This is a genomic window from Pseudomonas sp. GW822-FHT04C11, assembly GCF_058800905.1.
In genome coordinates, this window is sequence record NZ_JBXAMS010000012.1 from 1 (window position 1) to 26,617 (window position 26,617).

The 26,617-nt window shown below is 60.8% G+C and carries 25 protein-coding genes; 11 read left to right on the forward strand and 14 right to left on the reverse strand.

The annotated features are described in order from the left end of the window. On the forward strand, window positions 1-4,312 hold a 4,312-nt coding region (locus AC1RJ3_RS19180), incomplete at its 5' end, for a beta strand repeat-containing protein (protein ID WP_493079945.1). A gap of 67 nt (window positions 4,313-4,379) precedes the next feature. Here AC1RJ3_RS19180 and lapD read toward each other — a convergent pair. From lapD to AC1RJ3_RS19195, 3 genes are all read right to left on the reverse strand, one after another. Beyond that, on the reverse strand, window positions 4,380-6,320 hold the full coding sequence (gene lapD / locus AC1RJ3_RS19185; protein ID WP_493079947.1) for a cyclic di-GMP receptor LapD: 1,941 nt from the start codon (window positions 6,318-6,320) through the stop codon (window positions 4,380-4,382). Between the two features lie 148 nt (window positions 6,321-6,468). Beyond that, the gene (locus AC1RJ3_RS19190; RefSeq protein ID WP_493079949.1) at window positions 6,469-6,864 is read right to left on the reverse strand and encodes a YbaN family protein; all 396 of its coding nucleotides are present in this window, start codon (window positions 6,862-6,864) and stop codon (window positions 6,469-6,471) included. Between the two features lie 10 nt (window positions 6,865-6,874). Next, window positions 6,875-7,462, reverse strand: a complete 588-nt coding sequence (locus AC1RJ3_RS19195) for a UPF0149 family protein (RefSeq protein WP_019692442.1) — start codon at window positions 7,460-7,462, stop codon at window positions 6,875-6,877. Window positions 7,463-7,775: 313 nt separating this feature from the next. Here AC1RJ3_RS19195 and recQ point away from each other — a divergent pair, with 313 nt between their 5' ends. From recQ to AC1RJ3_RS19215, 4 genes are all read left to right on the forward strand, one after another. After that, window positions 7,776-9,905 carry a DNA helicase RecQ gene (gene recQ / locus AC1RJ3_RS19200; RefSeq protein ID WP_054596241.1) on the forward strand — a complete coding sequence of 710 codons (2,130 nt, stop codon included), beginning with the start codon at window positions 7,776-7,778 and terminating at the stop codon, window positions 9,903-9,905. A gap of 118 nt (window positions 9,906-10,023) precedes the next feature. After that, window positions 10,024-10,458, forward strand: a complete 435-nt coding sequence (locus tag AC1RJ3_RS19205; RefSeq protein ID WP_054596242.1) for a MarR family transcriptional regulator — start codon at window positions 10,024-10,026, stop codon at window positions 10,456-10,458. Between the two features lie 127 nt (window positions 10,459-10,585). Then, complete coding sequence (locus tag AC1RJ3_RS19210) at window positions 10,586-12,241, forward strand: FimV/HubP family polar landmark protein (RefSeq protein ID WP_493079952.1); 1,656 nt, start codon at window positions 10,586-10,588, stop codon at window positions 12,239-12,241. Between the two features lie 197 nt (window positions 12,242-12,438). Beyond that, entirely contained in the window at window positions 12,439-12,726 is a 288-nt protein-coding gene (locus tag AC1RJ3_RS19215) for an Rdx family protein (RefSeq protein WP_103315567.1), read from the forward strand. Here the strand turns inward: AC1RJ3_RS19215 and AC1RJ3_RS19220 are convergent. Together AC1RJ3_RS19220 and AC1RJ3_RS19225 are read right to left on the reverse strand one after the other, a co-directional pair. Next, the gene (locus tag AC1RJ3_RS19220) at window positions 12,720-13,613 is read right to left on the reverse strand and encodes a DMT family transporter (RefSeq protein WP_493079954.1); all 894 of its coding nucleotides are present in this window, start codon (window positions 13,611-13,613) and stop codon (window positions 12,720-12,722) included. The genes AC1RJ3_RS19215 and AC1RJ3_RS19220 overlap by 7 nt on opposite strands. A 91-nt stretch (window positions 13,614-13,704) precedes the next feature. Further along, entirely contained in the window at window positions 13,705-14,463 is a 759-nt protein-coding gene (locus tag AC1RJ3_RS19225; protein ID WP_054596246.1) for a helix-turn-helix transcriptional regulator, read from the reverse strand. A 134-nt stretch (window positions 14,464-14,597) separates the two neighbouring features. Between AC1RJ3_RS19225 and AC1RJ3_RS19230 the strand changes: the two genes are divergently transcribed. After that, complete coding sequence (locus tag AC1RJ3_RS19230; RefSeq protein WP_493079956.1) at window positions 14,598-15,413, forward strand: UDP-2,3-diacylglucosamine diphosphatase; 816 nt, start codon at window positions 14,598-14,600, stop codon at window positions 15,411-15,413. Window positions 15,414-15,589: 176 nt separating this feature from the next. On the opposite strand, the gene AC1RJ3_RS19235 is transcribed toward AC1RJ3_RS19230, so the two are convergent. Together AC1RJ3_RS19235 and AC1RJ3_RS19240 are read right to left on the reverse strand one after the other, a co-directional pair. Beyond that, window positions 15,590-16,180, reverse strand: a complete 591-nt coding sequence (locus AC1RJ3_RS19235) for an HD domain-containing protein (RefSeq protein WP_489111740.1) — start codon at window positions 16,178-16,180, stop codon at window positions 15,590-15,592. Between the two features lie 99 nt (window positions 16,181-16,279). Further along, window positions 16,280-16,591: an Mpo1-like protein gene (locus AC1RJ3_RS19240; protein ID WP_103315572.1), complete on the reverse strand. Its 312-nt coding sequence runs from the start codon at window positions 16,589-16,591 to the stop codon at window positions 16,280-16,282. 160 nt (window positions 16,592-16,751) lie between these two features. Between AC1RJ3_RS19240 and AC1RJ3_RS19245 the strand changes: the two genes are divergently transcribed. Beyond that, complete coding sequence (locus AC1RJ3_RS19245) at window positions 16,752-17,813, forward strand: AraC family transcriptional regulator (protein ID WP_103315573.1); 1,062 nt, start codon at window positions 16,752-16,754, stop codon at window positions 17,811-17,813. Here the strand turns inward: AC1RJ3_RS19245 and AC1RJ3_RS19250 are convergent. Further along, window positions 17,770-19,224, reverse strand: a complete 1,455-nt coding sequence (locus AC1RJ3_RS19250) for a TrkH family potassium uptake protein (RefSeq protein WP_054596251.1) — start codon at window positions 19,222-19,224, stop codon at window positions 17,770-17,772. The two genes, AC1RJ3_RS19245 and AC1RJ3_RS19250, sit on opposite strands and share 44 nt — an antisense overlap. A 120-nt stretch (window positions 19,225-19,344) precedes the next feature. Here AC1RJ3_RS19250 and AC1RJ3_RS19255 point away from each other — a divergent pair, with 120 nt between their 5' ends. Next, window positions 19,345-19,911, forward strand: coding sequence for an NAD(P)H nitroreductase (locus AC1RJ3_RS19255; protein WP_493079960.1), 567 nt, complete (start codon window positions 19,345-19,347; stop codon window positions 19,909-19,911). 37 nt (window positions 19,912-19,948) lie between these two features. On the opposite strand, the gene AC1RJ3_RS19260 is transcribed toward AC1RJ3_RS19255, so the two are convergent. The 6 genes from AC1RJ3_RS19260 to AC1RJ3_RS19285 all read right to left on the reverse strand — a co-directional run bounded on the left by AC1RJ3_RS19260 (window position 19,949) and on the right by AC1RJ3_RS19285 (window position 24,192). Beyond that, window positions 19,949-21,295: a sensor histidine kinase gene (locus AC1RJ3_RS19260; RefSeq protein WP_054596253.1), complete on the reverse strand. Its 1,347-nt coding sequence runs from the start codon at window positions 21,293-21,295 to the stop codon at window positions 19,949-19,951. Between the two features lie 67 nt (window positions 21,296-21,362). Continuing rightward, window positions 21,363-21,803: a Spy/CpxP family protein refolding chaperone gene (locus tag AC1RJ3_RS19265; protein WP_054596254.1), complete on the reverse strand. Its 441-nt coding sequence runs from the start codon at window positions 21,801-21,803 to the stop codon at window positions 21,363-21,365. A gap of 287 nt (window positions 21,804-22,090) precedes the next feature. After that, window positions 22,091-22,768 (reverse strand): response regulator transcription factor, encoded by a 678-nt coding sequence (locus AC1RJ3_RS19270; RefSeq protein ID WP_493079963.1) that lies wholly within the window; start codon window positions 22,766-22,768, stop codon window positions 22,091-22,093. Window positions 22,769-22,775: 7 nt separating this feature from the next. Then, on the reverse strand, window positions 22,776-23,186 hold the full coding sequence (locus AC1RJ3_RS19275; protein WP_054596256.1) for an SH3 domain-containing protein: 411 nt from the start codon (window positions 23,184-23,186) through the stop codon (window positions 22,776-22,778). A gap of 108 nt (window positions 23,187-23,294) precedes the next feature. Further along, window positions 23,295-23,594: a YciI family protein gene (locus AC1RJ3_RS19280; protein ID WP_054596257.1), complete on the reverse strand. Its 300-nt coding sequence runs from the start codon at window positions 23,592-23,594 to the stop codon at window positions 23,295-23,297. Window position 23,595: 1 nt separating this feature from the next. After that, window positions 23,596-24,192, reverse strand: a complete 597-nt coding sequence (locus AC1RJ3_RS19285) for a septation protein A (RefSeq protein ID WP_493079965.1) — start codon at window positions 24,190-24,192, stop codon at window positions 23,596-23,598. Window positions 24,193-24,279: 87 nt separating this feature from the next. Between AC1RJ3_RS19285 and AC1RJ3_RS19290 the strand changes: the two genes are divergently transcribed. From AC1RJ3_RS19290 to AC1RJ3_RS19300, 3 genes are read left to right on the forward strand one after another with little or no spacing between them, the layout of a single operon-like run. Continuing rightward, window positions 24,280-25,143, forward strand: coding sequence for a PHP domain-containing protein (locus AC1RJ3_RS19290; protein ID WP_054596259.1), 864 nt, complete (start codon window positions 24,280-24,282; stop codon window positions 25,141-25,143). Window positions 25,144-25,156: 13 nt separating this feature from the next. Continuing rightward, window positions 25,157-25,786, forward strand: a complete 630-nt coding sequence (locus AC1RJ3_RS19295) for an L-threonylcarbamoyladenylate synthase (protein WP_103315681.1) — start codon at window positions 25,157-25,159, stop codon at window positions 25,784-25,786. Further along, complete coding sequence (locus tag AC1RJ3_RS19300; RefSeq protein WP_489111743.1) at window positions 25,787-26,605, forward strand: segregation and condensation protein A; 819 nt, start codon at window positions 25,787-25,789, stop codon at window positions 26,603-26,605. It begins immediately after the preceding gene. Window positions 26,606-26,617: the final 12 nt, after the last annotated feature.

The window sequence follows — 26,617 nt, forward strand, 5'->3', positions numbered from 1 at the left end:
GCAAGGCGCCACGGCCAGTGTCACACTCAGCTACACCATGACCGACGAGCATGGCGCGATCTCGACCAGCAGCGTAGGTGTGACCATCACCGGCACCAACGACGCGCCGGTAGCGGTGGCCGATGTCGCCGCCGGTACGGAAAACCAGACCCTGAGCATCGACGTGTTGGCCAACGACACCGATGTCGACGACGGTCACGCGTTCACCTTGGTCAGCGCCAGTGCGCCAATCGGCCAGGGCAGTGCCAGCGTGGTCGGCAACCAGTTGCAGTTCAATCCGGGAAGCGACTTCGATCACCTGGCGCAAGGCGTGGTCGAGCACGTGACGCTCAGTTACCAGATGCAGGACCAGTACGGAGCGCTCTCAAGCTCCACGGTGGACGTGACGATCACCGGCACCAACGACGCGCCGGTAGCGGTGGCCGATACGGCCGCCGGCACGGAAAACCAGACCCTGACCATCAACGTGCTGGCCAACGACACCGATGTCGATGACGGCCACCTGCTCACGCTGAACTCGGCCAGCGCGCCGGCAAACAAAGGCAGTGCCAGCGTGGTCGGCAACCAGCTGCTGTTCAATCCGGGGAGCGACTTCGATCATCTGGCACAGGGCGTGGTCGAGCACGTGACGCTCAATTACCAGATGCAGGATGAACACGGCGCGCTCTCGAGTTCCACGGTGGACGTGACCATCACCGGCACCAACGACGCGCCGGTGGCGGTGGCCGATACGGCCGCCGGTACGGAAAACCAGACCCTGACCATCAACGTGCTGGCCAACGACACCGACGCTGACGACGGCCACCTGTTCACGCTGAACTCGGCCAGCGCGCCGGCAAACAAAGGCAGTGCCAGCGTGGTCGGCAACCAGCTGGTGTTCACCCCGGGAAGTGATTTCGACCATCTGGCGCAGGGTGCGGTCGAGCACGTGACGCTCAATTACCAGATGCAGGATGAACACGGCGCGCTCTCGAGTTCCACGGTGGACGTGACCATCACCGGCACCAACGACGCGCCGGTGGCGGTGGCCGATACGGCCGCCGGTACGGAAAACCAGACCCTGACCATCAACGTGCTGGCCAACGACACCGACGCTGACGACGGCCACCTGTTCACGCTGAACTCGGCCAGCGCGCCGGCAAACAAAGGCAGTGCCAGCGTGGTCGGCAACCAGCTGGTGTTCACCCCGGGAAGTGATTTCGACCATCTGGCGCAGGGTGCGGTCGAGCACGTGACGCTCAATTACCAGATGCAGGATGAACACGGCGCGCTCTCGAGTTCCACGGTGGACGTGACCATCACCGGCACCAACGACGCGCCGGTGGCAGTGGCCGATACGGCCGCCGGTACGGAAAACCAGACCCTGACCATCAACGTACTGGCCAACGACACCGATGTCGATGACGGCCACCTCTTCACGCTGAACTCGGCCAGTGCGCCGGCAAACAAGGGTACGGCCAGCGTGGTCGGCAACCAGCTGCTGTTCAACCCCGGAACTGACTTCGACCACCTGGCGCAAGGGGTGGTCGAACACGTGACACTCAGTTACCAGATGCAGGACCAGTACGGGGCACTCTCGAGTTCCACGGTGGACGTGACCATCACCGGTACCAACGATGCTCCGGTAATGACGGCAGGTGGTTCTCTGTCGTACACAGAGAACCAGGCAGCGACGGCGATCAACTCGGTGCTGACGGTCACCGATGTCGACAGTAGCAACCTAACGGGCGCTACGGTATCGATCACCAGCAACTTTGCCTCGGGTCAGGACGTACTCGGGTTCACCAACCAGAACGGCATCAGCGGCAGCTACAACGCAAGCACTGGCGTGCTGACACTAAGCGGGACGTCGTCGGTGGCGAACTATCAAGCCGCGCTACGTTCGGTGACCTACTCCGACACCAGCGACAACCCGTCGACGGCACCGCGCACGATTAGCTTCCAAGTGGATGACGGCTCTGCTGCTAACCACGCGAGCAACGTCGCAACGACGACCGTCACTGTGGCGGCAACCAATGACGCGCCGATAGTGGACTTGAATGGTGGCAGCGCGGGCAATGACGCAACGGCGAACTATCCAACAGGCACCTCGCAGTTATTGATTGCGCCGTTGGCGACGGTCACCGACGTCGACTCGCCGAACCTGTCGTCAATGACTGTCACGTTGACGAACGCTATGGACAGCAACAATTCGAACGTCAGGGAAATGCTCTCTCTGAACGCGTCAGCATCGACCGCCGCTACGGGGTTGACGGTGACCGGTGTTGCCAGTGGCGCAAACAATGGGATCTATACACTGACGATCACTGGCTCGGCTAGCCAGGCCACCTACCAGACTATCCTCAAAGGCGTTCAGTACACCGACACCAAGACCGGAAGCCACAACGTTACCGACCGAATCGTGAACGTGGTGACCAACGATGGAGCTGCAAATAGTCTCTTGCACACAGTCACAATCCATGTGGCAGCTCCGGCTGGCGTAGCCGGCGAGGCTATCAATCTGGCACTGACCGATCCCACGCCCGACACCTCTGAGGTCATTACCTACAAGGTGAGCGGGGTTCCGATAAATTGGGTACTGAGTGCCGGAACCAGAAACGGTGACGGTAGTTGGACGATACAGACCAGCGACCCCTCCGCACTGACGGTCATGACGCCATCCACCTATGCCGGTGCGATGGAACTCACAGTAACTTACGGATGGACCAATGCGGACGGCAGTACAAGCACTCATATCGTTTCCGACAACGTCGAAGCCTACGCCCCCGGCTCGCCGATCTTCGCCTTGTCAGCGGACGACAACCTCACTGCCTCCAGCGGTGCTGACCTGTTCGTGTTCGCTCAGCCGGTTGGCAACAACGTCATCCACAGCTTCGATACGGCAGCGGACAAAATCGACTTGATCGGCTTCACGGGCGTTACCGGCTTTGCTGACTTGAGCATCGCTCATGACGCAAACGGCAATGCGTTGATCAGCATGGGGTCCGGCCAGACGGTAACCCTGAAAGGTGTCGATGCGGCGGGCTTGAGCGAAGCGAACTTCCAGTTCGATGTGGATCCGCTCACCACCAATACCGGCACCATCAGCATTGCCAACGGGGCGATCATGCCGTTTGGTGGCAGCATCCATAACAGCGGCACCATCGAGCTCGGCTCCACCGGCACTGAAACCGACCTGGAAATCCTCTTCCGTGGCGCGACCTTGACCGGCGGCGGACATGTGCTGCTATCCGACAGCGCGCACAACGTGATTTTCGGTGGCAGCGCCGACACCGTGCTGACCAACGTCGACAACCACATCTCCGGTGCCGGCCAACTCGGCGCAGGGCAAATGGTGCTGGTCAATGAGGGGCTGATCCAGGCCGACGGGCTGAACAGCCTGGTGCTCGACACCGGCTCCCACACCATAGTCAACAGCGGCGTGCTGGAATCCACGGGCACGGGGGGCATGACGGTGACCAGCGCAGTCGATAACTCCGGTCACCTGTGGGCCAATGGCGGCGACCTGCGCCTGCTGGCAGACGTAACCGGCAACGGCAGTGCCACAATCGATGGCGACGCCAGCTTGATCTTCGGCGGCGGCGCCCACGCGTCAGTCGCCTTCCACGGAGAAGGTGCGGGTACGCTGATCGTGGAGCACGCCGCGGATGCCGGCTCGCTGGTCGGCATTCTCGGACTCGAAAGCAATGACTCGCTGATGTTCGGCGATATTGCCTTCGGCGCCAACACCCAGCTCGGCTACAGCGCCAATGCCCTTGGCTCCGGCGGCCTGCTGACGGTGGACGACGGCGTGCATCGGGCCGAAATGAACCTGCTGGGGCACTACTCGGCGGCCGACTTCCATGTCACCGACGGCGGCGCAGCCGGCACCCTGGTCGATTACCACGGCGTATCCAGCGGTACACTGGTGGGCAGCATGCTCGCGGACGTGGTCAGTGGCGGCGACGGCAACGACATTCTCGCGGGACGTGGCGGGGAGGACATACTCAGCGGTGGCGCGGGAGCCGATGTGTTTGCCTACCTCAGCCCGAACGACGGCGGCGACACCATCCTCGACTACAACTTCGCGGAAGGTGACACGCTCGACCTCTCCGCGCTGCTCAAGGCCAACTTCGTTAGCGGCAGCAGCCAGGTGTCAGACTTCGTCCAACTGGCGAAGTCCGGCAGCGACATCACCGTGAAGGTGGATACCGATGGTGCAGCCAATGGTGCGCATTTCACTGATGTGGCGGTCCTTGCCAACGCTGGCACGGCCGGCACCGATCTTGTGCGTGCCTGGTTCGGGGATGCTGACCATACGCTGAAGACCTGACAGACTGGAGCTACCCGGGGGGGCAAACATTTGCCTCCCGGGCTGCCAGGCAAAGCCAAAGCATCGCCTACATCGGCGCTGGCGGTCCGATCAGCCGGCCCATGACGCCGAACAGTCCCAGCGACCTGATTGCCTCCAGTTCCCCCTGCGTTTCTATCTGCTCGGCAATCAACGGTAAATCGATGCTGTTGGTCGCGCGGAAAATGGCTTCGATGAACAGGCGTTTGTCGCTTTGCTGGTCGATGGCGCGAATGTAGCTGCCGTCGATTTTCAGGTAGGCCAAACCGAGTTGGGTGAGGTTGCCGATCTGGCTGAAGCTGCCACCGAAGTGCTGCAGGCCGATCCCGTAGGCGGTGCCGTGCAGGCTCAGGCACAGTTGACGCAACTCTTCGGGGGGCGGCAGTTGGCGTTCGTCGAGTTCAAGGGTCAGCAAGGGGCCGAGGCTGGGCAGGCCGTCGAGCATATCGAGGATCAGGCGCCGTTGCGCGGCATCGCGCAGGGTACTGCCGGACAAGCTCAGGGCCAGCGGCCAAGGGTGTTCGGCAAGGTAGTCGAGGGTGTGTTCGAGCATTGCCAGGTCGAACCGCGCCGACCAGCCGAGACGCTCTATCCAGGGGAGAAAGTGTCCGGCACAAATGGCTTTGCCCTGCGGATCGAGCAGGCGCGCCAGCACCTTGTGGTGCAGCACCTGGCTGGTGTCGGCGCATTGCACCACGGGTTGGAAGTACAACTGCATCTTGCCATGGGTCAGAGCGTCATCGATCCAGGTACGCCAGTCGTGCTGCGTCTGGTTCGGTGGGTTATCGGACTGCTGCAGATGCACCCACGGCCGTTCTGGATGCTGCTGGGCCTGAGTCAGTGCCTGATCGAGGCGCAGCAGAATGTCGGTGGAGGCTTCGCCGGGTGTGTAGGCGACGATTCCCAGATGCGCCACTGGCATGCAGTCGCTGGCGCCGGTCAGGCGCAGGTTTTCCAGAGTGGCGCTGATCTCTGCGGCCAGGCGCGCTGCGTCCTTGCTGTCCAGGCCTGGGGTCAGCAGGCTGAACTCACCGCCCCGATTGCGTGCGGCCAGCCAGGTATGGCGATCCGGCTGTTGAGTCAGGCGCTTGAGTAACTGAGCCACGGCGCTGATCAGCGCGTCGGTGCGCTGGCCACCCAGTCGCTGGTTGAGCCCGGTCAGGTCATTGATCCGCAACATCAGCAGGTGTCCGGCGCTGCTCTGCTCAGTCACCAGCAACTGATCGGTGAGTTGTTCGTTGAGCAAACGGCGGTTGGCCAGCCCCGTGAGACTGTCCTGAAACGACTCGGCGCGCAGTTGTTCGCTTCGTGCAGCTTCTTCGGCAAACAGCCCTTTGAGCTTTTCGACCATTTGGTTCATCGCCAGCACCACGCGTTTGAGTTCCGGGGTTCTGGGCACCTTCGGCAGGCTGAGAAACTCGCGTTTGTTGATGGCTTCGGCCTGTTTGACCATGGCGTCGAGCGGGCGCAGTTGCCGACGGAGCAACCAGCCGCCGAACATCGCGCTGAGCAACCCGCACAGCAGTAACCAGACCAGACTGCCGAGGGTACTGTCCCACAGTTTGCTCAGGACGAACTGTGGGTTGCTCACCACTTCAACCCGCGCGGCTTGCTCCCAACCGCGCATCACCAACGCATCCCCGCCTTGCGGATGCAGGTTCACCAGATCGACGAACCAACCCGGTACGCGTTCGGTGGTGACGACCGCATTGCGCTCGACCAGGACGCGCTCGTCCTCGATATTGATGACCCGGATACTGGAAAAGTAGCCACTGTCGAAGACCGAGCTGACCATCAATTCAATCATCGCCAGATCGTCGATCTGTGTGGTCAACGACAGCCCCAGTGCGGTGGCAGTGTCCTGGGCATGGGAGCGCAATTGGCTGAGTATCTGCGCACGCGAGCTTTCCAGGCCGACAAAGAAACTGCCGCTGAAGGCGACCAGCAAGAACAGGCAGATGGCCAAAAACAACTGTTTGAGTAGCGACATGAGACGCTCCGGAGCGTTGACCTTCCTGGACGACGGGATATGTCTGGCCGCAGACGTGCAGATGCCTGGAGTTTAGGCGCTGTTTTGCGGGAAGCAGGGCAGATTGTCGGGGGCGGGGGGATAGATGAGCTTAGGTGGCGAAGCGTATTCAGGGTTTGATCAGGGTTTTCTGCCGCAGGATATAAACCGTCACCAGCACTGCGCTGGTCAGCATGAAACCGCGTGCCCAGGGCAGTGGGACGAGGATGCAGGACAGGCTTATGCTCAGCCACATCAGGCCAATGGCGTAGACCTTGCCCTTGAGCGGAATGCCGTTGCCGTCCAGATAGTCGCGAATCCAGGGGCCGAGTCGTGGATGCTCGACCAGCCATTGATAAAAGCGCGGCGAACTGCGGGCGAAACAGGCGGCCGCCAACAGCAGGAAAGGGGTGGTGGGCAGTACAGGCAGGAAGATCCCGATCACCCCCAACGCTACGCTCAGCCAGCCGATGGCCAGCAGCACGTAGCGCAGGATCAGGGGGCGTTTGCCTATGGGTTCAGCCACAGGCAACGACTTAGTGGTGACGAGGCTTGAGGATCGCCGGTTTTTCGTCTGGCGCGTTGCACAGCAGGTACAGCGCGGTCAGGGCTTCCGGGATCTGCACGATCATGTCGTCCATCAGGTTGGCGTCGGCCGCGATGTCGGAGAACTCTGGCTGTTCGTCGAACAGGCCGGAACCGACCATGATCGGCAGCAGCATTTCGCTGACTTCGTCTTCGGCGGTTTCGAACCAGGCTTCTTCACGCAGGAATACGCCTTCCATGAAACCGATGCACCAGCCGCGCAGGTCGGAATCATCCGGCTCTTCGCCCAGGTCCAGGTCGCATGGCAGCTCGAACTCTTCATCGGACGCCAGTTGGCGAGCGATATGAGCCTTGAGGGCCAACAGGGTCGATTCGATTTCCTGACGCTCGGCGTCATCGCGATAATGCGGCTCTTCGGCGAACAGCGCGTCGATCCACTCACGATCAGGCACCGTCTCGGAACAGATCGACAGGGCTGTCAGATAGCCGTGGGCGGCCACATAGTCCAGCGCCTCGTCATGCAGCTCGTCGGCGTCGAGGAAGGCTTGCAGGCGGGTTAGTTGCTCAGCGAAGGACATTGAAGGGCTACCTTGGGAATATACGATGCCCAATTCTAGGCGTTCTTGAGCGGTCCGGCCAGCCGCACGGCAGATTTGCCCGCATTCCAGACCAGTCTAATCCCGATCCGTAGGGAATTGTTGATCTGGGCGGGGAGGCTATTCGTCAGTGACCCCCATTGCCCGGTATCGCTCGGGTATACTCGCGCGTTTTGCAAAGCCCTGCAGGTGTCGCGACGGTCCCGGACAAATCCGCTTACGGATCTGTCCGTGACAACGTGGTTTTTTGATCCAGCCTGCACACAGGGATATTCAGCACCATTTGGAGTTTTTCATGCTCGAACAGGCTCAGCGCGTCCTCAAGGACATCTTCGGCTACGATAGTTTTCGTGGCCGTCAGGGTGCCATCATTGAGCGCGTGGCCAGCGGCGGTGACGCTCTGGTGCTGATGCCGACCGGCGGCGGCAAATCGCTGTGCTTCCAGGTCCCGGCACTGTTGCGCGATGGCTTGGCGGTGGTGGTTTCACCGCTGATTGCCTTGATGGACGATCAGGTTGCGACCCTCGAAGAACTCGGTGTGGCCGCGGCGGCGCTCAATTCGACCTTGAGCGCCGAGCAACAGCGCGATCTGGCGGCGCGGATCAAGCGCGGCGAAGTGAAGATGCTGTACCTGGCACCTGAGCGCCTGGTCCAGCCACGGATGCTGGCATTCCTGCAAAGTCTTGAAATCGCGCTGTTTGCCATCGACGAAGCTCACTGCGTGTCCCAATGGGGGCACGATTTCCGCCGGGAATACCTGCAACTGGGCCAGTTGGCGGAACTGTTCCCCAACGTCCCGCGCATTGCCCTGACCGCCACGGCCGACAAGCGCACCCGGGAAGAAATCGTCGAGCGCCTGCATCTGCAGAACGCCGAGCGCTTTCTGTCGAGTTTCGATCGGCCGAACATTTTTTACCGCATCGTGCCCAAGGAGCAGCCGCGCAAGCAGTTGCTGGCGTTTTTGGCTGAACGACGCAGCGATGCCGGCATCGTCTATTGTCTGTCGCGCAAGAAGGTCGATGAAGTAGCGGTGTTCCTCAGCGAGCAGGGTTTCCCGGCGCTGCCGTACCACGCCGGCCTGCCCAACGACACGCGGGCTCACCACCAGAAGCGCTTCCTCAACGAGGAAGGCCTGATCATGGTCGCCACCGTGGCATTCGGCATGGGCATCGACAAACCCAACGTGCGCTTTGTCGCGCATCTGGACTTGCCAAAGTCCCTTGAGGCCTATTACCAGGAAACCGGTCGGGGTGGCCGTGACGGTCTGCCGGCAGATGCCTGGATGGCTTACGGCCTGCAAGACGTGGTGATGCTCAAGCAGATGCTGCAGAACTCCGAAGGCGATGAGCGCCACAAGCGTCTGGAGCAGCACAAGCTCGACGCCATGCTCTCGCTGTGTGAAGAAACCCGCTGCCGCCGTCAGACGCTGCTGGCCTATTTCGACGAAGACATGCCGCAGCCCTGCGGGCATTGCGACAACTGTGTCGACGGTGTGCAGACCTGGGACGCCACCGAACCCGCCCGTCAGGCACTGTCGGCGATCTACCGCACCGGCCAGCGTTATGGCGTCGGGCATTTGGTGGACGTGTTGCTGGGCAAGGACAACGAAAAAGTCCGCAGCTTCGGCCATCAGCATCTGTCGGTATTTGGTGTCGGCAAGGCGCGGGCCGAAGGTGAATGGCGTTCCCTTTTCCGACAGTTGGTGGCGCGCGGTCTGGCGGACATTGACCTGGAAGGCTACGGCGGCCTGCGTTTAAGCGACAGCTGTCGGCCGTTGCTCAAGGGCGAAGTGACCCTGGAGCTGCGCCGCGACCTCAAACCGCAAACCACCGCGAAAAGCAGCAGCACCAGCCAGGCCAGCCAGTTGGTGCGAGGCGAAGAACGCGAGCAGTGGGAAGCCTTGCGCGCCCTGCGCCGCAAGCTCGCTGGAGAGCATGGCGTGCCGCCGTACGTCATCTTCCCCGATTCGACCTTGCTCGAAATGCTTCGCAGCCAGCCAAGCTCGTTGCCGGAGATGGCCAAGGTCAGCGGTGTCGGTGCACGCAAGCTGGAGCGCTATGGCGAGGCCTTCCTCGAAGTGCTGGGCGGCCAGGCCGAGGCGCCGAAAGTGGTTGCCGACCTGCGTCACGAATTGATCACACTGGCGCGCGCCGGCATGACGCCGATGCAGATTGCCGGTCAGTTGCAGTGTTCGGAAAAGAACGTGTACACGATGCTCGCCGAGGCCATCGGCAAGCAGCAACTGTCGCTGGAGCAGGCACTGGACCTTCCGGAAGACCTGATGGGTGAAGTCCAGGACGCCTTCCTGGACGGCGAGGGCGAGTTGCCGCCGGTGTCGGAGATTTCCGCGTTGTTTGCCGGTCGTGTTCCCGAGGGCGTTTTGTACTGTGTGAGAGCGGCATTGCAGTCGGAGTTTGAAATTTAAGTGTCGAAGATCAAGATGTAACGATTCAGTACAGACCGAGCCTTGCCTAGAGTCGAGGGCCATGCTTAGCTGACTAATAATTAGTTTCAGCCTATTTCAGTCTAACCATGAGTTTTTTATGCCGTTAACCGATCAACACCGTTTTGGCATGCAGTTGGCGCAGATGTCTCGCGGCTGGCGCGCCGAACTGGATCGCCGTCTTGCCGGCCTTGGCCTGTCCCAGGCCCGCTGGCTGGTGCTGTTGCACCTGGCGCGTTTCGAAGAAGCCCCCACTCAGCGTGAGTTGGCACAAAGCGTCGGTGTTGAAGGACCGACACTGGCGCGTCTGCTCGATAGCCTGGAAACCCAAGGCCTGGTGCAGCGTCAGGCGGTGGCGGAAGACCGCCGGGCGAAAAAGATCGTGCTGTGCGCGCCCGCCCGTCCCTTGATCGAACAAATTGAAACCATTGCCGCCGAGTTGCGCCATGAGCTGTTCGAGGGTGTCAACGAGGAAGATATGCGGGTGTGTATGCGGGTCCATGGGCACATTTTGGCCAATCTGGAAAAATCTTGAGGCATAACCACACCGCAGACTTTTGAGAACTGGCGCAGAGCAGACTATAAGAACTACCAGGCAATTACGTGTTCACACTGGACGTGCGAATGCGCACAGGTTGATTCTGGTTAGCTAAGGAATGCTCATGCTCGAGAGTTTGCAGTCTGTGTTACGGCGCTCCGTCAGCCTGTTGTCGGTCGCCGGTGCCTTGAGTTACTCCGCATTGGCACCCGCGTTGGGGTTGGGCGACATCACGTTGCACTCAGCCTTGAACCAGCCGTTGAATGCCGAAATCGCCTTGGTCGATCCCGGTGCCCTGAGTGACGGTGAACTCTCGGTCAGCCTGGCGACGGCGGATGAGTTCGCCCGCGCCGGTGTCGAGCGAGTGTTTTTTCTCAACGACCTGCGTTTTACCACCGTTCTGCGTGGCAATCGCAGCGTGATTCGGGTGGTGTCCAGCAAGCCGGTCAATGAACCGTTCCTGAATTTTCTGGTGCAGGCGAACCAGCCCAATGGGCATCTGCTGCGCGAATACACGGTGCTGATCGATCCACCGGGTTCACCGGGGATCGTACCGGTGAGTGAGGTCGAGCCGGCCCCGGCGATCACCCAGCAACCCACTGCTGCCGCACCCGCCAAAACGCCAGCTGTTGCTCCAGCGAGCACGGCGCCTGCGGCTACCGATCCGACTTCCGAATTGCTGGCAGCCAGTGTCCTGGAAAACCAGCAACTGAAACAAACGATCGATCAGTTGAACAGCCGGCTACAAGCCCAGGATGAACAGATCGCCAGCCAGCGCAAGCAAGTCAGCGATCTGCAAACCGAGTTGGCCGAAGCCAAAAAACCTTTACCCGCCCCCGTCATTCCCGTCGTGCCAATTCCGGTGCCCACAGCCGCTGTGGATGAGACGAGCAGTGGTTGGGCGTTGTGGCTGATCGGCGGCCTGTTGGTGCTTGGCGTGCTATTGCTACTGGGCCTGTTTGCGCTCCGTCGGCGGCGGGTACAGCCTGTATCAGCATCCGCGCCGCGACATGAGCCGGTGGTCAGTCGGGGAGCGCCCGATAGTGCACAGAAACCATCGATTGAGCTTTCTGCGATGCAGTCTCCCCCTGCGAACCGCGAAACCGCTCATGGGGCGGAAGTGCTTGAGGGTGTCGGTATCTACCTGACCTATGACCGCTACGCCGAGGCGGTCAGTCTATTGCGCGAAGCCTTGCTTAAAGAGCCGCAGCGCAGCGATTTGAACCTGAAGTTGTTGGAGGTACTGGGGCTGCAGGGCGACAGCGCAGCTTATTCGGAGCATGAAAACAGTTTGCATGAAGCGGGTTACAGTGCCGAGGTGCTGGAGCAGATTCGCGCACGTTCGCCGAAACTGGCCAGTGCACAATCGTTGGCGACTCTTGAGTCGACGGCTGAAACGACGGCTGAACCTGCTGCCTCGGTAGAGGATGAGTTCCAGTTGAATCTGGATGACTTGTCGATGGATTCGAGCTGGGATCTGGCCTGTCCGTCCGACACAACAGCGGCAATGGCTGAACCCGTGGATCAGCTGGAACCGTTGGACGATGGCTTTCTCGACCATTTCGCCGATGCATCGCCGCCTCTGGAACTTGAGCCGTTGTCGGGCGGGCTCGCAGTGCCTGAGCACGAAGAGATCCACCCCGGCAAACTGGAAGAGGCGCAGAACTGCATCGACGACGGTGATCTGGACAGCGCCATTGCGCTATTGAACGAGTTACTCAAGGACAGTGACGAATCCTTGAAGCAAACCGCCCGCAGCCTGTTGGCCAGCATACGCTGAGCTCCTGTAGGAGCATGGCTTGCCAGCGATGGCGTCCGTGAGATCGCTATCGCCAGCAAGCTGTGCTCCTACAGGTGTCGCGCAGCCATCAATTTTCGCAATACCTGTGATCAGTACGTCTGCCCAAGGCTCAGGTAAATCGAGCGGCAAAGGCGGCTATCATAGCGGCGCCATCGAGCTCAGGAGTCCAGCACGCCATGACCACACACAAACCGGAAGTTGTCATCACTTACTGCACGCAATGCCAGTGGCTGTTGCGCGCCGCCTGGCTGGCCCAGGAGCTGCTCAGTACCTTCGGTGACGACCTGGGCAAAGTTTCTCTGGTGCCGGGAACCGGCGGGGTGTTTTTCATTACCTGCGACGGGGTGCAGATCTGGGAACGCAAGGCCGATGGCGGTTTCCCGGAAGCCAAGGTGCTCAAGCAGCGGGTCCGGGATCAGATCGATCCCGACCGCGATCTCGGACACAACGATAGAACTCAGTGAGAGGCGGCTTCGGCCGTCACGCTTTTCTTGCTTAAGCTGCCAGACAGACTGCTGGACACCACGATCGCGATGATGATCAGCGCACCGCCAATCAACATCCGCAGTGTCGGATTCTCACCGAACAGCAGCCAGGCGACGGTGATGCCGTAAACCGGCTCCAGGGCAAACACCACCGCGGCGGTGCGAGCCTTGATCACCGCCAGGCTGGCCACGAACAGGCTGTGGGCGACGCCGGTGCAGAACACTCCGAGCAGACCGATCCACAGCCAGTCGATGGCGCGCACCTCACTCAAGCCCGGTGCTGCCACCGGCAACAGGCAGAGGGCGACCACTACGTTCTGACACAGCGCTGCCTGCACGGCGGGTATACGCCCGGAGCTGGCACGGTTGGTCAGCGACAGCAAGGCGAACAGCAGGCCCGAGCCCACCGCCCAGAGCAGACCGCTGGTGGCTTCACTGGCGAGGTCGAAATCCGGGGTAACCAACACCAGGCCGACGCTCACCAGCGTCACCAGAAGTATTTCATTGGCGCGGATTCGCTCGCGGAAGATCAGGCCTTCGAGGATCACTGTGAACGCCGGGAAACTGGCAAAGCCCAGGGTCGCAATCGCCACGCCGGCGACTTTCACCGCAATGAAAAAACTCACCCAATGCCCGGCCAGCAACAGGCCGCTGAGGAGCAGGCGACGCCAGTCCACGGCTTCGAGTTTCTGCCAGCCAGTGCTGCTGGCGAAACGGGCAAAGAATGCCAGAGCGATCACCGCGAATGCCGCACGGCCAAAGACAATGATGGCAGGGGAGGCCGCGGCGAGTTTGCCGAACACACCCGTCAGGCCAAACATCAATGCGCCGATATGCAGGGCGCCAAGGGCGGTACGCGGAGTCATTTCAATCCTTAATCCATAGAGGCAATGACGACATTGAACCGCGTGACGGCCTGATCTGTCTGTCGTCAAACTCGCGTTTTTTATCGTCAGCCTAGCGCTTGCCCGCCGTACGACGCAGTGCGCCCGGCGAGGCGCCGAACTCGCGCATCACCGCTGCGGCGAAGGCGCTCTGGGAGCCATAACCGACACGGCAGGCGACTTCGCCGATGGGCAGCGCGGATTCACGGAGCAACTTCACCGCGATATGCAGGCGGCGACTGCGGATGTAATCCATCGGCGTCTGTCCGCATTCAGCGACAAAGCGTGCGTGCAGACGTGCGCTGGACAGCCCGGCGACGCGCGCCAGATCGGCGACTTGCAGCGGATAGGCGGCGTATTGGTCGATGTGCGCGTTGAGCGCGGCGTAAGGCAAGCGGCGCCCGGCGATGCTGCTTGGCGCGGCGTTGTTGAGGCTGGCGAGCAACAATACGGCGCCTTGCTGGGCGATCAGCGGGTCTGCGACCGGGCTGCTCGCCAGCCAGCTCACCAGCTGGCTTTGCCCGGCATCCAGCGGCAAGCGTCCGGGGTTGTCGAGCAAGCGCCGACTGGCCTCGGCATGCTCGCCCAATGATTGCGAAACCCATTGGTCGCTCGGCACATCGAGCACCAGGCAGCGGCTGCCATTCGGGCTGCCGCAAGCGTGATGAGCACCTGCCGGTACGACCACAAAACTCTGCTGCACCACCTGGCTGCCATGACCGCCGACCTCGAAGTCGAGCGCGCCCGACAGGCCGAACACCAGTTGCGCGTGGTCATGGCTGTGGACGATCAGGTCGTGGGTGTACTGGCGTAGCGTGAGGATCGGTCTCATCGCAGTCTCCTGGGCAGACTCGCAGTCTACACCGGCCGCGCCTGGGTCCGGGTTGTCATCAGACTGCCGTATTTGTGTCATGGGCTATTAATCGCTGCGGTGCAAGCTTGCGAAAAATCTCGCAGAGGTTGCCCATGACCAGCGCCGAACGTGCAAAACCCAGCCGTAAACAACGCGTGCGCACCTTGTGGATCTCCGATGTGCACCTCGGCACCCGGGATTGTCAGGCCGAGCATTTGTCGCAGTTTCTCAAGGGCTATCAGGCTGACAAGATCTATCTGGTCGGCGACATCATCGATGGCTGGAAGCTGCGCAGCGGCATGTACTGGCCGCAGGCTCACACCAACGTCATTCGCCGTTTGCTGACCATGAGCAAGCGCGGCACCGAGGTGATTTATGTCACCGGCAACCACGATGAATTTCTGCGGCGCTATTCGAAGCTGATCCTGGGCAACATTCAACTGGTGGACGAGGCGGTCCACGTTACTGCGGATGGCCGGCACCTGTTGGTGATTCATGGCGATCAGTTCGATGTGATCACCCGTTATCACCGCTGGCTGGCGTTTCTCGGCGACTCGGCCTATGAGCTCACTCTGACCCTCAACCGCTGGCTCAACCACTGGCGTGCACGGTACGGCTACGGTTACTGGTCGTTGTCGGCGTACCTCAAGCACAAAGTCAAAACCGCGGTCAGCTTCATCAGCGATTTCGAAGAGGCCATCGCCCACGAGTGCGTCAAACGCGAGCTGCACGGGGTGGTTTGCGGGCATATCCATCATGCGGAAATCCGCAAGGTCGGCGAGGTGGACTACCTCAATTGCGGAGACTGGGTGGAGTCGTGCACGGCCTTGATCGAGCATTGGGACGGCACGATCGAGTTGTACCGGTTGGCGGATGCGCAGGCGCGCGAGGCACAACTCAAGGCCGTTAAGGTTGCTGAACCGGCTTGATCCGACAGGTTTAGCTTTTGTGGCGAGGGAGCTTGCTCCCGCTCGACCGCGAAGCGGTCGTAATCCGGCAATCGCGATCCATCCGAATACTCGCGGCGGCTGACATCAGGGTCGCTTCGCCCGAGCGCGGACCGACCCGCGGGAGCAAGCTCCCTCGCCACAGGTCCGCGGATATTTCAGACCGGTGCGTATTCTTCCATCGCTGCCATGTAGATCGAGTTTTTCGGCCGGGCAAACAGGCGTTCCATCATCGGTTCGAAGAAACTCAGCGGCAGGGTCTCGTAGTCTGGATCAAAGGCTGCCGCGTCATACCTGGCGCAGAAATCGAGGGTTTGCCGGTACTGCGGGTGTTCGCGAAACTGCTCGCGCAGGTGCCGGTCCATGCCCAGGTGATGGAAAAAATAGTAGCCCTGGAAAATTCCGTGCTTTTCGACCATCCACAGGTTTTCAGGGCTGACGAATGGCTTGAGGATCGCTGCCGCAATGTCCGGGTGGTTGTAGGAGCCAAGGGTATCGCCAATGTCGTGGAGCAGCGCACACACCACGTATTCCTCATCCCGGCCATCGCGCCAGGCGCGGGTGGCGGTTTGCAGTGAGTGGGTCAGCCGATCGACCGGGAAACCGCCAAAATCACCCTCCAGCAGTTTCAGGTGCGCCACAATCCGTGTCGGCAATTGTTTGGCGTAGGCACTGAAGTCCGCGGCGATGATCGCCCAGTCTTCCTGCGTACCCTCCTTCATGTGGGTGAAACGGGCGTGCGCATTCATCAGCTATCCTCTTATTGTTTTCGAAGGGACGTCGTGCAGTGTAGAGCTTGGATCCAATGCTGCGCTGGCCAAGTGGGACGGCTTGATGGCCCGGCGAGCCTAGAAAGGCACTTTGCCGAGGATCATGTCGCGATACATGATGAAGTCGCCGAGCAGGCTGTAAAACGGATGCTGGAATGTCGCCGGCCGGTTTTTTTCAAAGAAAAAGTGTCCGACCCAGGCGAAGCTGTAGCCGGCCAGAGGCAGGGCCAGCAACAACAGCCAGGCACCTTTGCCGATAGCGAAGGCCAGGATGAAAAGCACCAGGCTGGTGCCGACAAAGTGCAGGCGTCGGCAGACACTGTTGCTGTGTTCGCTGAGGTAATACGGGTAAAACTCGGCGAAGCTGCTGAAACGCTTGATGTTTTCCACGACTGCATTCTCTGTGGTTATTGTTCTGCCGAGCGGATGTTCTGCGGGCAGCTTATTTAAGTCTAGAGTCATCAGTGGCAACAGCCAGTGACCTTGGGCGCCACTTTAGTATCCTTCTGAAATTGGCCGTGATGCGCGGCACATCAAGTAAGAAAACGCCATGAGCGAACGAACGACTTCTGCAAGCTGGGCGATGGGGATTGTCAAGGCACTGGAGATGGACGGCCTGGATTGCCGGGTCTTGTTCAAACAGCTGGGGCTCGACTACGCGGCGCTGAATGATCCGGATGCGCGCTTTCCTCAAGATTCGATGACGCGACTCTGGCAGCGTGCGGTAGAGCTGTCCGGCAACCCGGCAATCGGTCTGAACATGGGCAAGTTGGTCCGCCCGGCATCGTTTCATGTGGTCGGTTATGCCTTGATGTCGAGCCAGACCCTGGCGGAAGGTTTTCAACGCCTGGTGCGTTATCAGCGGATCATCGCCGAAAGCGCCGACCTGAGTTTTCGCCTGTTACCCGAAGGGTATGCACTGATTTTGACGGTGCATGGCGACCACCTGCCGCCCACCCGACAAAGTGCCGAAGCGTCACTCGCCTGCGCGCTGGGCTTGTGTGGCTGGCTGACCGGGCGCACCTTGCAGCCACGCAAAGTGCTGATGCAGGGCGATCAACCCCAAGACCTCGAACCCTACAAATTTGCCTTTCATGCGCCGCTGGAGTTCAGCGCGCCTTATGACGCGCTGATTTTCGAACGGGCAGACATGGAAGCCCCGTTGCCGACTGCCAACGAGGCGATGGCGTTGTTGCATGACCGGTTTGCCGGCGAATACCTGGCTCGGTTTTCTGAAAGCCAGGTTACCCACAAGGCCCGGCAAGTGCTCTGTCGCCTACTGCCGCAAGGCGAGCCCAAGCGCGATACAGTGGCGCAAACCCTGCACTTGTCCCAGCGCACCTTGCAGCGACGCTTGCAGGAAGAGGGCACGAGTTTTCAGACGCTGCTCGACGACACGCGCCGTGAGTTGGCCGAGCAGTACCTGGCGCAACCGAACATGACCCTGCTGGAAACTGCCTACCTGTTGGGGTTCGCCGATCCGAGCAATTTCTTTCGGGCTTTTCGGCGCTGGTTCGATACCACGCCCGGCGAATACCGGACGCGGTTGATGGACGCGCCCAAAGAACTCAGTGACGCCAGAACGCCGGGATACACAGCACAAACACGGTAATGATCTCCAGTCGCCCGAGCAGCATGCCGAGGGACAGAATCCACTTGGCGGCGTCGGGCAGGCTGGCGAAGTTACCGGACGGTCCGATGGTTTCACCCAGTCCCGGACCCACTCCGGAAACCGTACTGGCGGCACCGGTCAAGGCGGTCATCCAGTCCACGCCCAGCAGCGACAGCGCCAGGGCTATGGCGCAAATGGTGATTGCAAAGAAGAACGAAAACGTCAGGATCGAGCGCACAATTTCTTCGTCGAGACGATGACCGTTGTACTTCTGCTTGATCACCGCACGGGGGTGGATCAGTTGGTTGAGGTTAGCCTTGAGCAGGATAAAGGCCACCTGGAAACGGAAGATCTTGATCCCGCCAGCGGTCGACCCAGAGCAACCACCGACAAAGCCCAGATAGAAAAACAGCATCAATGAGAAGGTACCCCACAAGCTGTAGTCCCCCAGCGCGAAACCGGTGGTGGTGACCACCGAGGTGACGTTCAGCGCAACGTGGCGCAGGGCGTCCAGCCAATGCAGGTCGGTGGTCCACCAGTACCAGGTGCCGAGTACCAGCCAGGTCACCAGCAGCATGCCGAGTAACCCCTGCACTTGCTGATCCTTGATCAGCGCCCGTCGATTGCCGCGCAAGGTCGCCACGTACAAGGTAAATGGCAGGCTGCCGAGAATCATGATCACCACCGCGACCCAGTGCACAGCCGGTTGCGTCCACTTGGCCAGGGACTGGTCGGAGGTGGAGAAGCCGCCAGTGGATATTGCCGACATCGCATGGTTGACGGCATCGAACGGGCTCATGCCCGCCCACCAGAACGCCAGGCTGCCGAGGATGGTGATGCCGACGTAGGCGGCGACGATCAGCCGGGCCACCATGTGCGAACGCGGCATGACCTTTTCGGAACGGTCCGACGACTCGGTCTGAAACAGCCGCATGCCGCCGATGCGTAGCAGTGGCAGAATCGCGACCGCCATGCCGATAAAGCCGATACCGCCCAGCCAGTGCAGCAACGAACGCCACATCAGGATTCCCGGAGACATGCTGTCCAGGCCGCTGAGCACAGTAGAACCGGTGGCGGTGATGCCTGACATGCTTTCGAAAAACGAGTCGGTGTAGCTGATGTGCTGGGTTAGCAGAAATGGCAAGGCGGCGAATATGCAGACCACCACCCAGCTCGACACCGTGAGCAGGTACATGTCCCGCGGGCGCAGGTGTATATGCTCTGGTCGCCCGGGGATAACCAGCGCCAGGCCGGCGAGAAAGGTAATCATGCTGGCCCAGAGGAACGACGGCAGGTCGCTGGTGCGGTCGTAAATCAGCAGGGTTGCCATCGGCACAACCATGCTGATGGCCAGGGTGATCAGGAAGATGCCGATGATGAAACCAATGATCCGTAAGGTCGGCAACGCCATGAAGTCCGCTCGGGCTGATAGGGAAGGGCGCCATTCTACCTGCGAGGCAGGGCATGTAAACCGGCATCCCGGCGGCAGTTGCCGCTAGAATAGCCAGACATTTTTTTCAGGAGGTGGCCGATGCAGGCTCTCGACGCTTTGCTCAACCGTGTATCCGTTCCGCGTTTGCTCGACCCGGCGCCCACCGCAGCACAACGGGAAGTGTTGTTTTGCGCGGCCATGCGCGCACCGGATCACGGGCATTTGCAGCCGTGGCGTTTTCTGACGGTCGAAGGCGCGGCGCGCGAGCAATTGGGCGAGATACTGGCTGAGGCTGCACGCCTGCAAGACGCCGATGTACCTCAGGCCCTGGTGGACAAGGCGCGCAATGGCCCGCTGCGTGCGCCGTTGGTCGTTGTTGTGGTGGCGCGCGTTCAAGACCACGTCAAAGTGCCAAAGTCCGAGCAGTTGCTGGCGGCAGGTTGTGCGGCCCACGCTATCTTGCTGGCGGCTTACGCTCAGGGTATCGGCGCGGTGTGGCGTACCGGCGAGCTGGTCTATTCGGCGCATGTGGCCCAGGGGTTGGGCCTGGCCGAAGGTGAAGAAGTGATTGCGTTCCTTTACCTGGGCACACCGCAGAACGAACCGCGGGTGGCTGGGAAAGTCGATCTCGCCGAGTTTGTCAGCGCCTGGCCTGCCAAGCCCTGAACATGATCGTCCCCACGCGGGAGCGTGGGGATGATCGTTACGGTGCGATACCGGGCTCTAATGGCAGCTCCAGGCTGGCAATGAATCCACCTTCCGGGTGATTGGCCAGAATCAGGCTGCCGCCGTGGCGCTCTGCCGCGCGACGGGCGATGGCCAATCCCAGGCCATGTCCGGGGGCGGTCTGGCCGGGTGCCCGAAAAAACGGCTCGCCCAATTGCTTCAAATGCTCGGCTTCTACACCGGGGCCGTGGTCGCGCACGCTGATCACAATCCGATCTCCCTGACGCAATGCCAGCACTTCAATCGGTTGTCCTGCCGGATTGAAGCGCTGGGCGTTGCGCAACAGGTTGTCCAGCGCCCGCTCGATCATGGTCGGCCAGCCCTTGAGGCTTAATTGCCGTTCGGCTTCGATACGGATGCTTTGCTCTGGCGCGCCAAGCTGAGCGTCTTTTTGCACAGTATTGAGTAGCGCGTTGAGGTCGACCGCTTCGGCACTTGCGTTGTCGGCGTCGACCCGTGCCAGCACCAGGATTTCACTGATCAGTGCTTCCAGACGATCACATTCGCGGGTCAATCGTGGCCAGAGTTTTCCGCGTTCTTCGGGACCGGCCCGTTCCGCAAGCGCCAGGGCGATGCGCAACCGGGCCAAGGGTGAGCGCAGTTCGTGAGACACGTCGCGCAGCAGTTGCCGCTGGCTGCCGATCAGGCTTTGCAGGCGTGCGCCCATGCGGTTGAAGTCGTTGGCCAGCACGCCAAACTCGTCACGCCGGTTGGCCAGCCGCGCCAGGCTGTTTTGCTGATAGGTCGTCTGACCGAGATCGTGCACCGCGCCGCGCAAACGGCTCAGCGGGCGGGTGATGGACAGCGTCACCAGCAGGCTGAACAGTGTCAGCACCACCAAGGCAATCGCCAGCGCACTGAAGGGCCAAAGCAGGCTGTTGCGGTGCCAGGCGTTGAGCTCTGGATGCGGAATACGGTAGATCAGCAAGTAGGTTTCGGCGCTTTTCGGGCTGGTGTACTCGACGGTCAGACGCCGCCAGGGCAGGTGACGGCCGCTGTCGTCGGGGTTGTCGTTTTGCCGTGCTTCCAGGGCTGCCGCGCGGCGAGGAAAGGTCCCGCGCACCACCGGGTCACCACCTTCGTTCAGTACCTGAACATCGATGTGGTAACGCCGTTTGCGTTGTTCGAGCAAGGCTTGTGCCGCGTCCTCGCCTTTTTCTTCGTAGAGCTGCGTCCACTCTTGCGCCAGGGTATTGAGGCCCGGGTGGCGACTGAGAATCCAGGCGTCCTGGTTCAACATGTGCCCGAGCAGGATCGACAACCCTGCAACCAGAGCGATGGCCAGCCAGAAACTGGCAAGGATGCGCCAGAACAATGAACGCACGGTAAGTCCTCAAACAAAGAAAGCCCAATGGCGATTGACCATTGGGCTGGGGAGAAACGCTAGAGCATTATTGCGTTTTTTGCGGTTGTTGGGCTTTCCAGGCCTGGAACTGCTCCCATTCGGCTTTGCGTTCGGCCTGCTTCTTTTGGATCGCATCGAACTTCTGCTGTTGGTCCGGCTTGAGAAGGGCACGAATGTCCTTCTCGGTTTTCTGGCGGCCGGCCGCCATTTGGTCTTTCATGGCCTGCTGATCGGCTGGCGAGAGTTTTTGCAGGTACTGCTCGACCAACTCTTTACGTGCATGCATCTGCTCGCCGATCAATTTGCGAATCTGCTCGCGTTGTTCGTGGCTGAGGTTCAACTCTCTGTACATGCCTTTGCCGCCATGCATGTGCTCGCTGTAGCCGTGGCCTTCCATTGGGCCCATCGGGCCTGGGCCTTCTGGTGCAGCCATGGCAATGGTTGGCAGTGCAGCGGCGAACATCAAAGCGATAAGGGTCTTGCGCATGGTGTGTCTCCTTGTCTCGTTCCCGGTGTGTTCCGGATGAGTACAGAATACGGAGATCAAGGTCAGCGGCGGTCAGCAGAGCGTAAAGCTTGGGTAAAGACGGTTTTGTGCTGACCTGACAAAACACAGTCCCGTAGCAGCTGGCGAGCCCGCGAGCCTGCGTTCGGCTGCGAAGCAGTCGTGAAATCCGGCACCGCAGTGTTTCAGGTAGACCGAGGCGATAGGGTTTACGACCGCTTCGCGGCCGAACGCAGGCTGCGCCAGCTGCTACAAGGACCGTGTGGTGTTCAGAGGCTGTAGTAATAACCACGGCTGCGCAGGGCAACGATGCGCGGGCGACCGTCGGGGTGTGGGCCGATCTTTTTGCGCAGGTTGCTGACGTGCATGTCCAGGCTACGGTCGTACAGGGTCAGCTTGCGCCCCAGGGCGATCTGCGCCAGTTCCTGCTTGTCCAGCGGTTCGCCGGGTTGCTTGAGCAGGGCTTCGAGCAGGCGACTTTCAGAGACGGTCAGGGTGAATTCCTGGTCGTCGATGCTGACCACGCCGCGGACCGGGCTGAAGCACAGGTCGCCGAGTTCCATCTGGCTGGACACCGCTGCCGGATGGCTGCGTCGCAGCACCGCACGCAGGCGCGCGGTCAGTTCTCGGGGATCACAAGGCTTGGCCAGGTAATCGTCGGCGCCCAGTTCCAGCCCGAGGATCCGGTCCAGCGGCTCGCCACGGGCCGAGAGCATCAGCACCGGCAGGTCCGGGTGGTCGTTGCGCAACTGCTTGAGCAGCTCCAGACCGCTGCCGTCGGGCAGCATCACATCCAGCACCACTGCTGCTGGCGCAGACTCGGCCAAGGCGCGGCGCGCACTCAGACCGTCGTGGCAAGCGCGCACGACAAAACCTTCCTGGCTCAGCCAACTGCTCAGGAGCTCACACAGCTCCTGGTCATCATCAATTAGTAACAGCTCGCTCATGACTCACTCAATTTAGCCATTGCCGACGTGTTCTACGTCCACCACTGGCGAAGATACCGCAGAGCAGGGCCAATAGCGCTACTCCGGCGCCAGTGACGAACCACTGCTGTTGATCGGTCAGCAGGCGCGGCAGCGGGTTTGCCTGGGCTTCCTTGAGTTGCAGCTTGAGGCGCTGATTCTCTTGGCGTAACCGGCCCAGCAAGGCGCTTTCGCGTTCGTTATCGGCATTTTGCAGTTGTTTGTTCAGCTCTTCTCGTTGCCGCTCGCTCTCTTTCAAGCGCTGCTGCAATTCGGTGATCTGGCTTCCGGCGCTTAACGACAGAGGCGTTGAATAGCCTGAGTCCGAATGCTCTTCGGCATGGGCGAAGGCCCCGATCGATAACGTGACCAACAGCAGACACAGCGGACCTTGGCGCATCGAAACTCCTGATTCCAATCGAGTGTTGGGCAGGTTGTCGGCCGTGGAACGAGAATAATGAGCAATTGAACACGCGATGAACCGAAGGTTCATCGCGCAGAGGCCGGGTTATGGCAGGACTTGCTTGAACGGTTTGACCAGAACGTTGGCGTAGACGCCTGCGGCGATATACGGATCGGCGTCGGCCCAGGCCTTGGCGGCTTCGAGGGAGGCGAACTCGGCGACGATCAGGCTGCCGGTGAAACCTGCTGCGCCCGGATCATTGCTGTCGATGGCAGGGTGCGGGCCTGCCAGAACCACGCGGCCCTCGGCCTTGAGCTGTTGCAGCCGCTCGATGTGGGCAGGGCGCGCAGCCAGGCGGTTTTCCAGGGAGTTGGCGACGTCTGTAGCAATGATTGCGTAAAGCATGTCAGTCCTCGGTTTTTGGCGTAGAAGTGTCGGCGTCGTGCAGGTGGCGGGACAGGTAAATGCCCTGGCCGACCAGGAACAGCAGGGTCATGCCCAGGCTGCCGAAGACTTTGAAGTCGACCCAATAGTCCTGGAAGGTGAACGCAACGAACAGGTTGGCCGCGCCACAAAACAGGAAAAAGCCGATCCAGGCGATGTTCAAACGGCTCCAGACCAGGTCCGGCAGGGTCAGCGCATGGCCCATGATGCGTTTGATCAGCAACTGCTCGCCGATGAAGTGGCTGCCGATAAAGGCCAGGGCGAACAGCCAGTTGACCACCGGCGCTTTCCATTTAAGGAAGGTTTCGCTGTGGAACGCCAGGGTCAGGCTACCGAAGACCAGGCAGGCGATCAGGGTCAGCCACTGGCTCTTTTCCAGCTTGCGCTGCTTGATGAACAGCGTGCCGTAGACCACCAGAGAGCTGACGATCAGCATCGCAGTGGCGCTGTAAATGCCGCCTACCGTCAGTGGATGACCGGCGATGTCGACGACCCGTGGATCGATTTTGAAGACGATGAAAAACAGCAGAAGCGGGATGAAGTCGATGAATTGTTTCACAGTGGCAGCCAGAAGCAGGATGTGGCGGCATAATAACAAACATATTGAGTCGCGAAAGCGCCAGCTGATTTGAGGTTACACAGTCCTGTGAATGTTGATTTGCACTGCCATAGCACGGCCTCCGATGGCGCCCTGGCGCCTGCGGTACTGGTTGCGCGTGCGTTCGAGAAAGGCGTGCGAGTCCTGGCCTTGACCGATCACGACACCCTTGAAGGCCTCGACGAGGCCCGCAGCGCTGCGGTTGCGCTGGGGATGCAACTGATCAACGGCGTCGAATTGTCCTGCACCTGGGGGGGCGCGACCATTCATGTGCTCGGTTACGGGTTCGACGTCAATGCCCCGGCGCTGGTCGAGGCGATTGCCAAATTGCGTGACGGGCGCTGGCTGAGGTCCGAAGAAATCAGCCGCAAGCTCGAACTCAAGGGCATGCCGGGCGCGCTGGAAGGCGCGCGAGCTATCCAGCAGGAGCTCGGTGACAGCGGCAATGCGCCGGCCCGACCGCACTTTGCCGACTATTTAGTCCGTGCAGGCTTCGTCAAGGACCGTGCCGAAGCCTTCCGCAAGTGGCTGGGCGCCGGCAAGCTGGGGGACGTCAAGCAGCACTGGCCGACCCTGGAAGAAACCGTCGAAACCCTGCGCGCTGCCGGGGCCTGGGTCAGTCTGGCGCATCCTTGGCACTATGATTTTACCCGCAGCAAACGCCGTCGCCTGATTGCCGACTATATTCAAGCAGGCGGCCACGCAATCGAGGTGGTCAATGGCCATCAGCCGGCCGAGCAGGTCGGCAGCCTGGCTATTCTTGCGCGTGAGTTCGGTCTGCTGGTCAGTGCTGGCAGTGATTTCCATGGACCCGGAGGCTGGTCCGAGATCGGCGAGTACCGCCCACTCCCGGAGGACCTGCCACCACTTTGGTGTCGGTTCAAACATGACCCAGCCGTTATTGCCGTCTGAACAGGTAGACAATGTGAGTCAATTTTTCCAGATTCATCCGGAAAACCCGCAAGCGCGCCTGATCAAACAGGCTGTCGAGATCATCCGCAATGGCGGGGTAGTGATTTATCCTACTGACTCGTCCTACGCCATTGGTTGCCAGATCGGTGACAAGAATGCTGTGGAGCGCGTGCGTCGGCTACGTCAGCTGGATGAAAAGCACAATTTCGCGCTGATTTGCAGCGACCTGTCACAGCTGGGGCTGTTCGCCAAGATCGACACCGGCACCTTCCGCTTGCTCAAGGCCCACTTGCCGGGGCCGTACACGTTTATTCTCAACGCCACTCGCGAAGTGCCGCGTCTGCTGCTGCATCCGAAGAAGCGCACCATCGGACTGCGGGTGCCGAGCCATCCGATTGCCCTGGCGCTGCTCGCAGAGCTGGGTGAGCCGCTGATGAGCGTGACCCTGATCATGCCCGGCGACACCGACCCGTTGAGCGATCCGTATGAAATGCGCCAGTTGCTTGAGCATCAGGTCGACCTGATCATCGACGGCGGTTTTGGCGGTATCAAAGCCTCCACGGTGATCAACCTGGCCGATGGCGAGCCAGAAGTGATTCGCGTCGGTTGCGGTGACCCTGCACCGTTTACGGTTGAGGCCTAGATGTCCGCAGTAGAGCCCGTCGATAGCCAGGCCGGGGCACAGCAAGAGCTGCCGTTCGCCATGGTCTATGGCCAGGCGGTCATGGAAATGCCGCTGGACCTGTACATTCCGCCGGACGCGCTGGAAGTCTTCCTTGAAGCCTTCGAAGGCCCGCTCGACTTGCTGCTGTACCTGATCCGCAAGCAGAACATCAATATCCTCGACATTCCGGTGGCGGAAATTACCCGGCAGTACATGGGCTATGTCGAGTTGATGCAGTCGGTGCGCCTGGAACTGGCTGCCGAGTATCTGGTGATGGCGGCGATGCTCGCCGAGATCAAGTCGCGGATGCTGCTGCCGCGCTCGGCCGAGATCGAAGAGGAAGAGGACGATCCGCGTGCCGAGCTGATCCGGCGCTTGCAGGAGTACGAACGCTTCAAGGCCGCGGCTGAAGGCATCGACGGCCTGAGCCGGGTCGGCCGCGATGTGGTGGTGCCCAAGCTCGATGCCCCGCAGGCGATGGCGCGCAAATTGCTGCCGGACGTGAGTCTGGAAGAGTTGCTGATGTCCATGGCCGAGGTGCTGCGCCGTGGCGATATGTTCGAAAGCCATCAGGTCAGCCGCGAGGCGTTGTCAACGCGCGAGCGCATGAGCGATGTGCTGGAACGGCTCAAGGGCGGCGGTTTTGTGCCTTTTGTCGAGCTGTTCACCGCCGAAGAAGGACGCTTGGGTGTGGTCGTGACCTTTATGGCGATCCTCGAACTGGTCAAGGAATCCTTGGTCGAGCTGGTGCAGAATGAGCCGTTTGCGGCTATCCATGTGCGGGCGCGAGCCGAATAACGAGCAAAATCA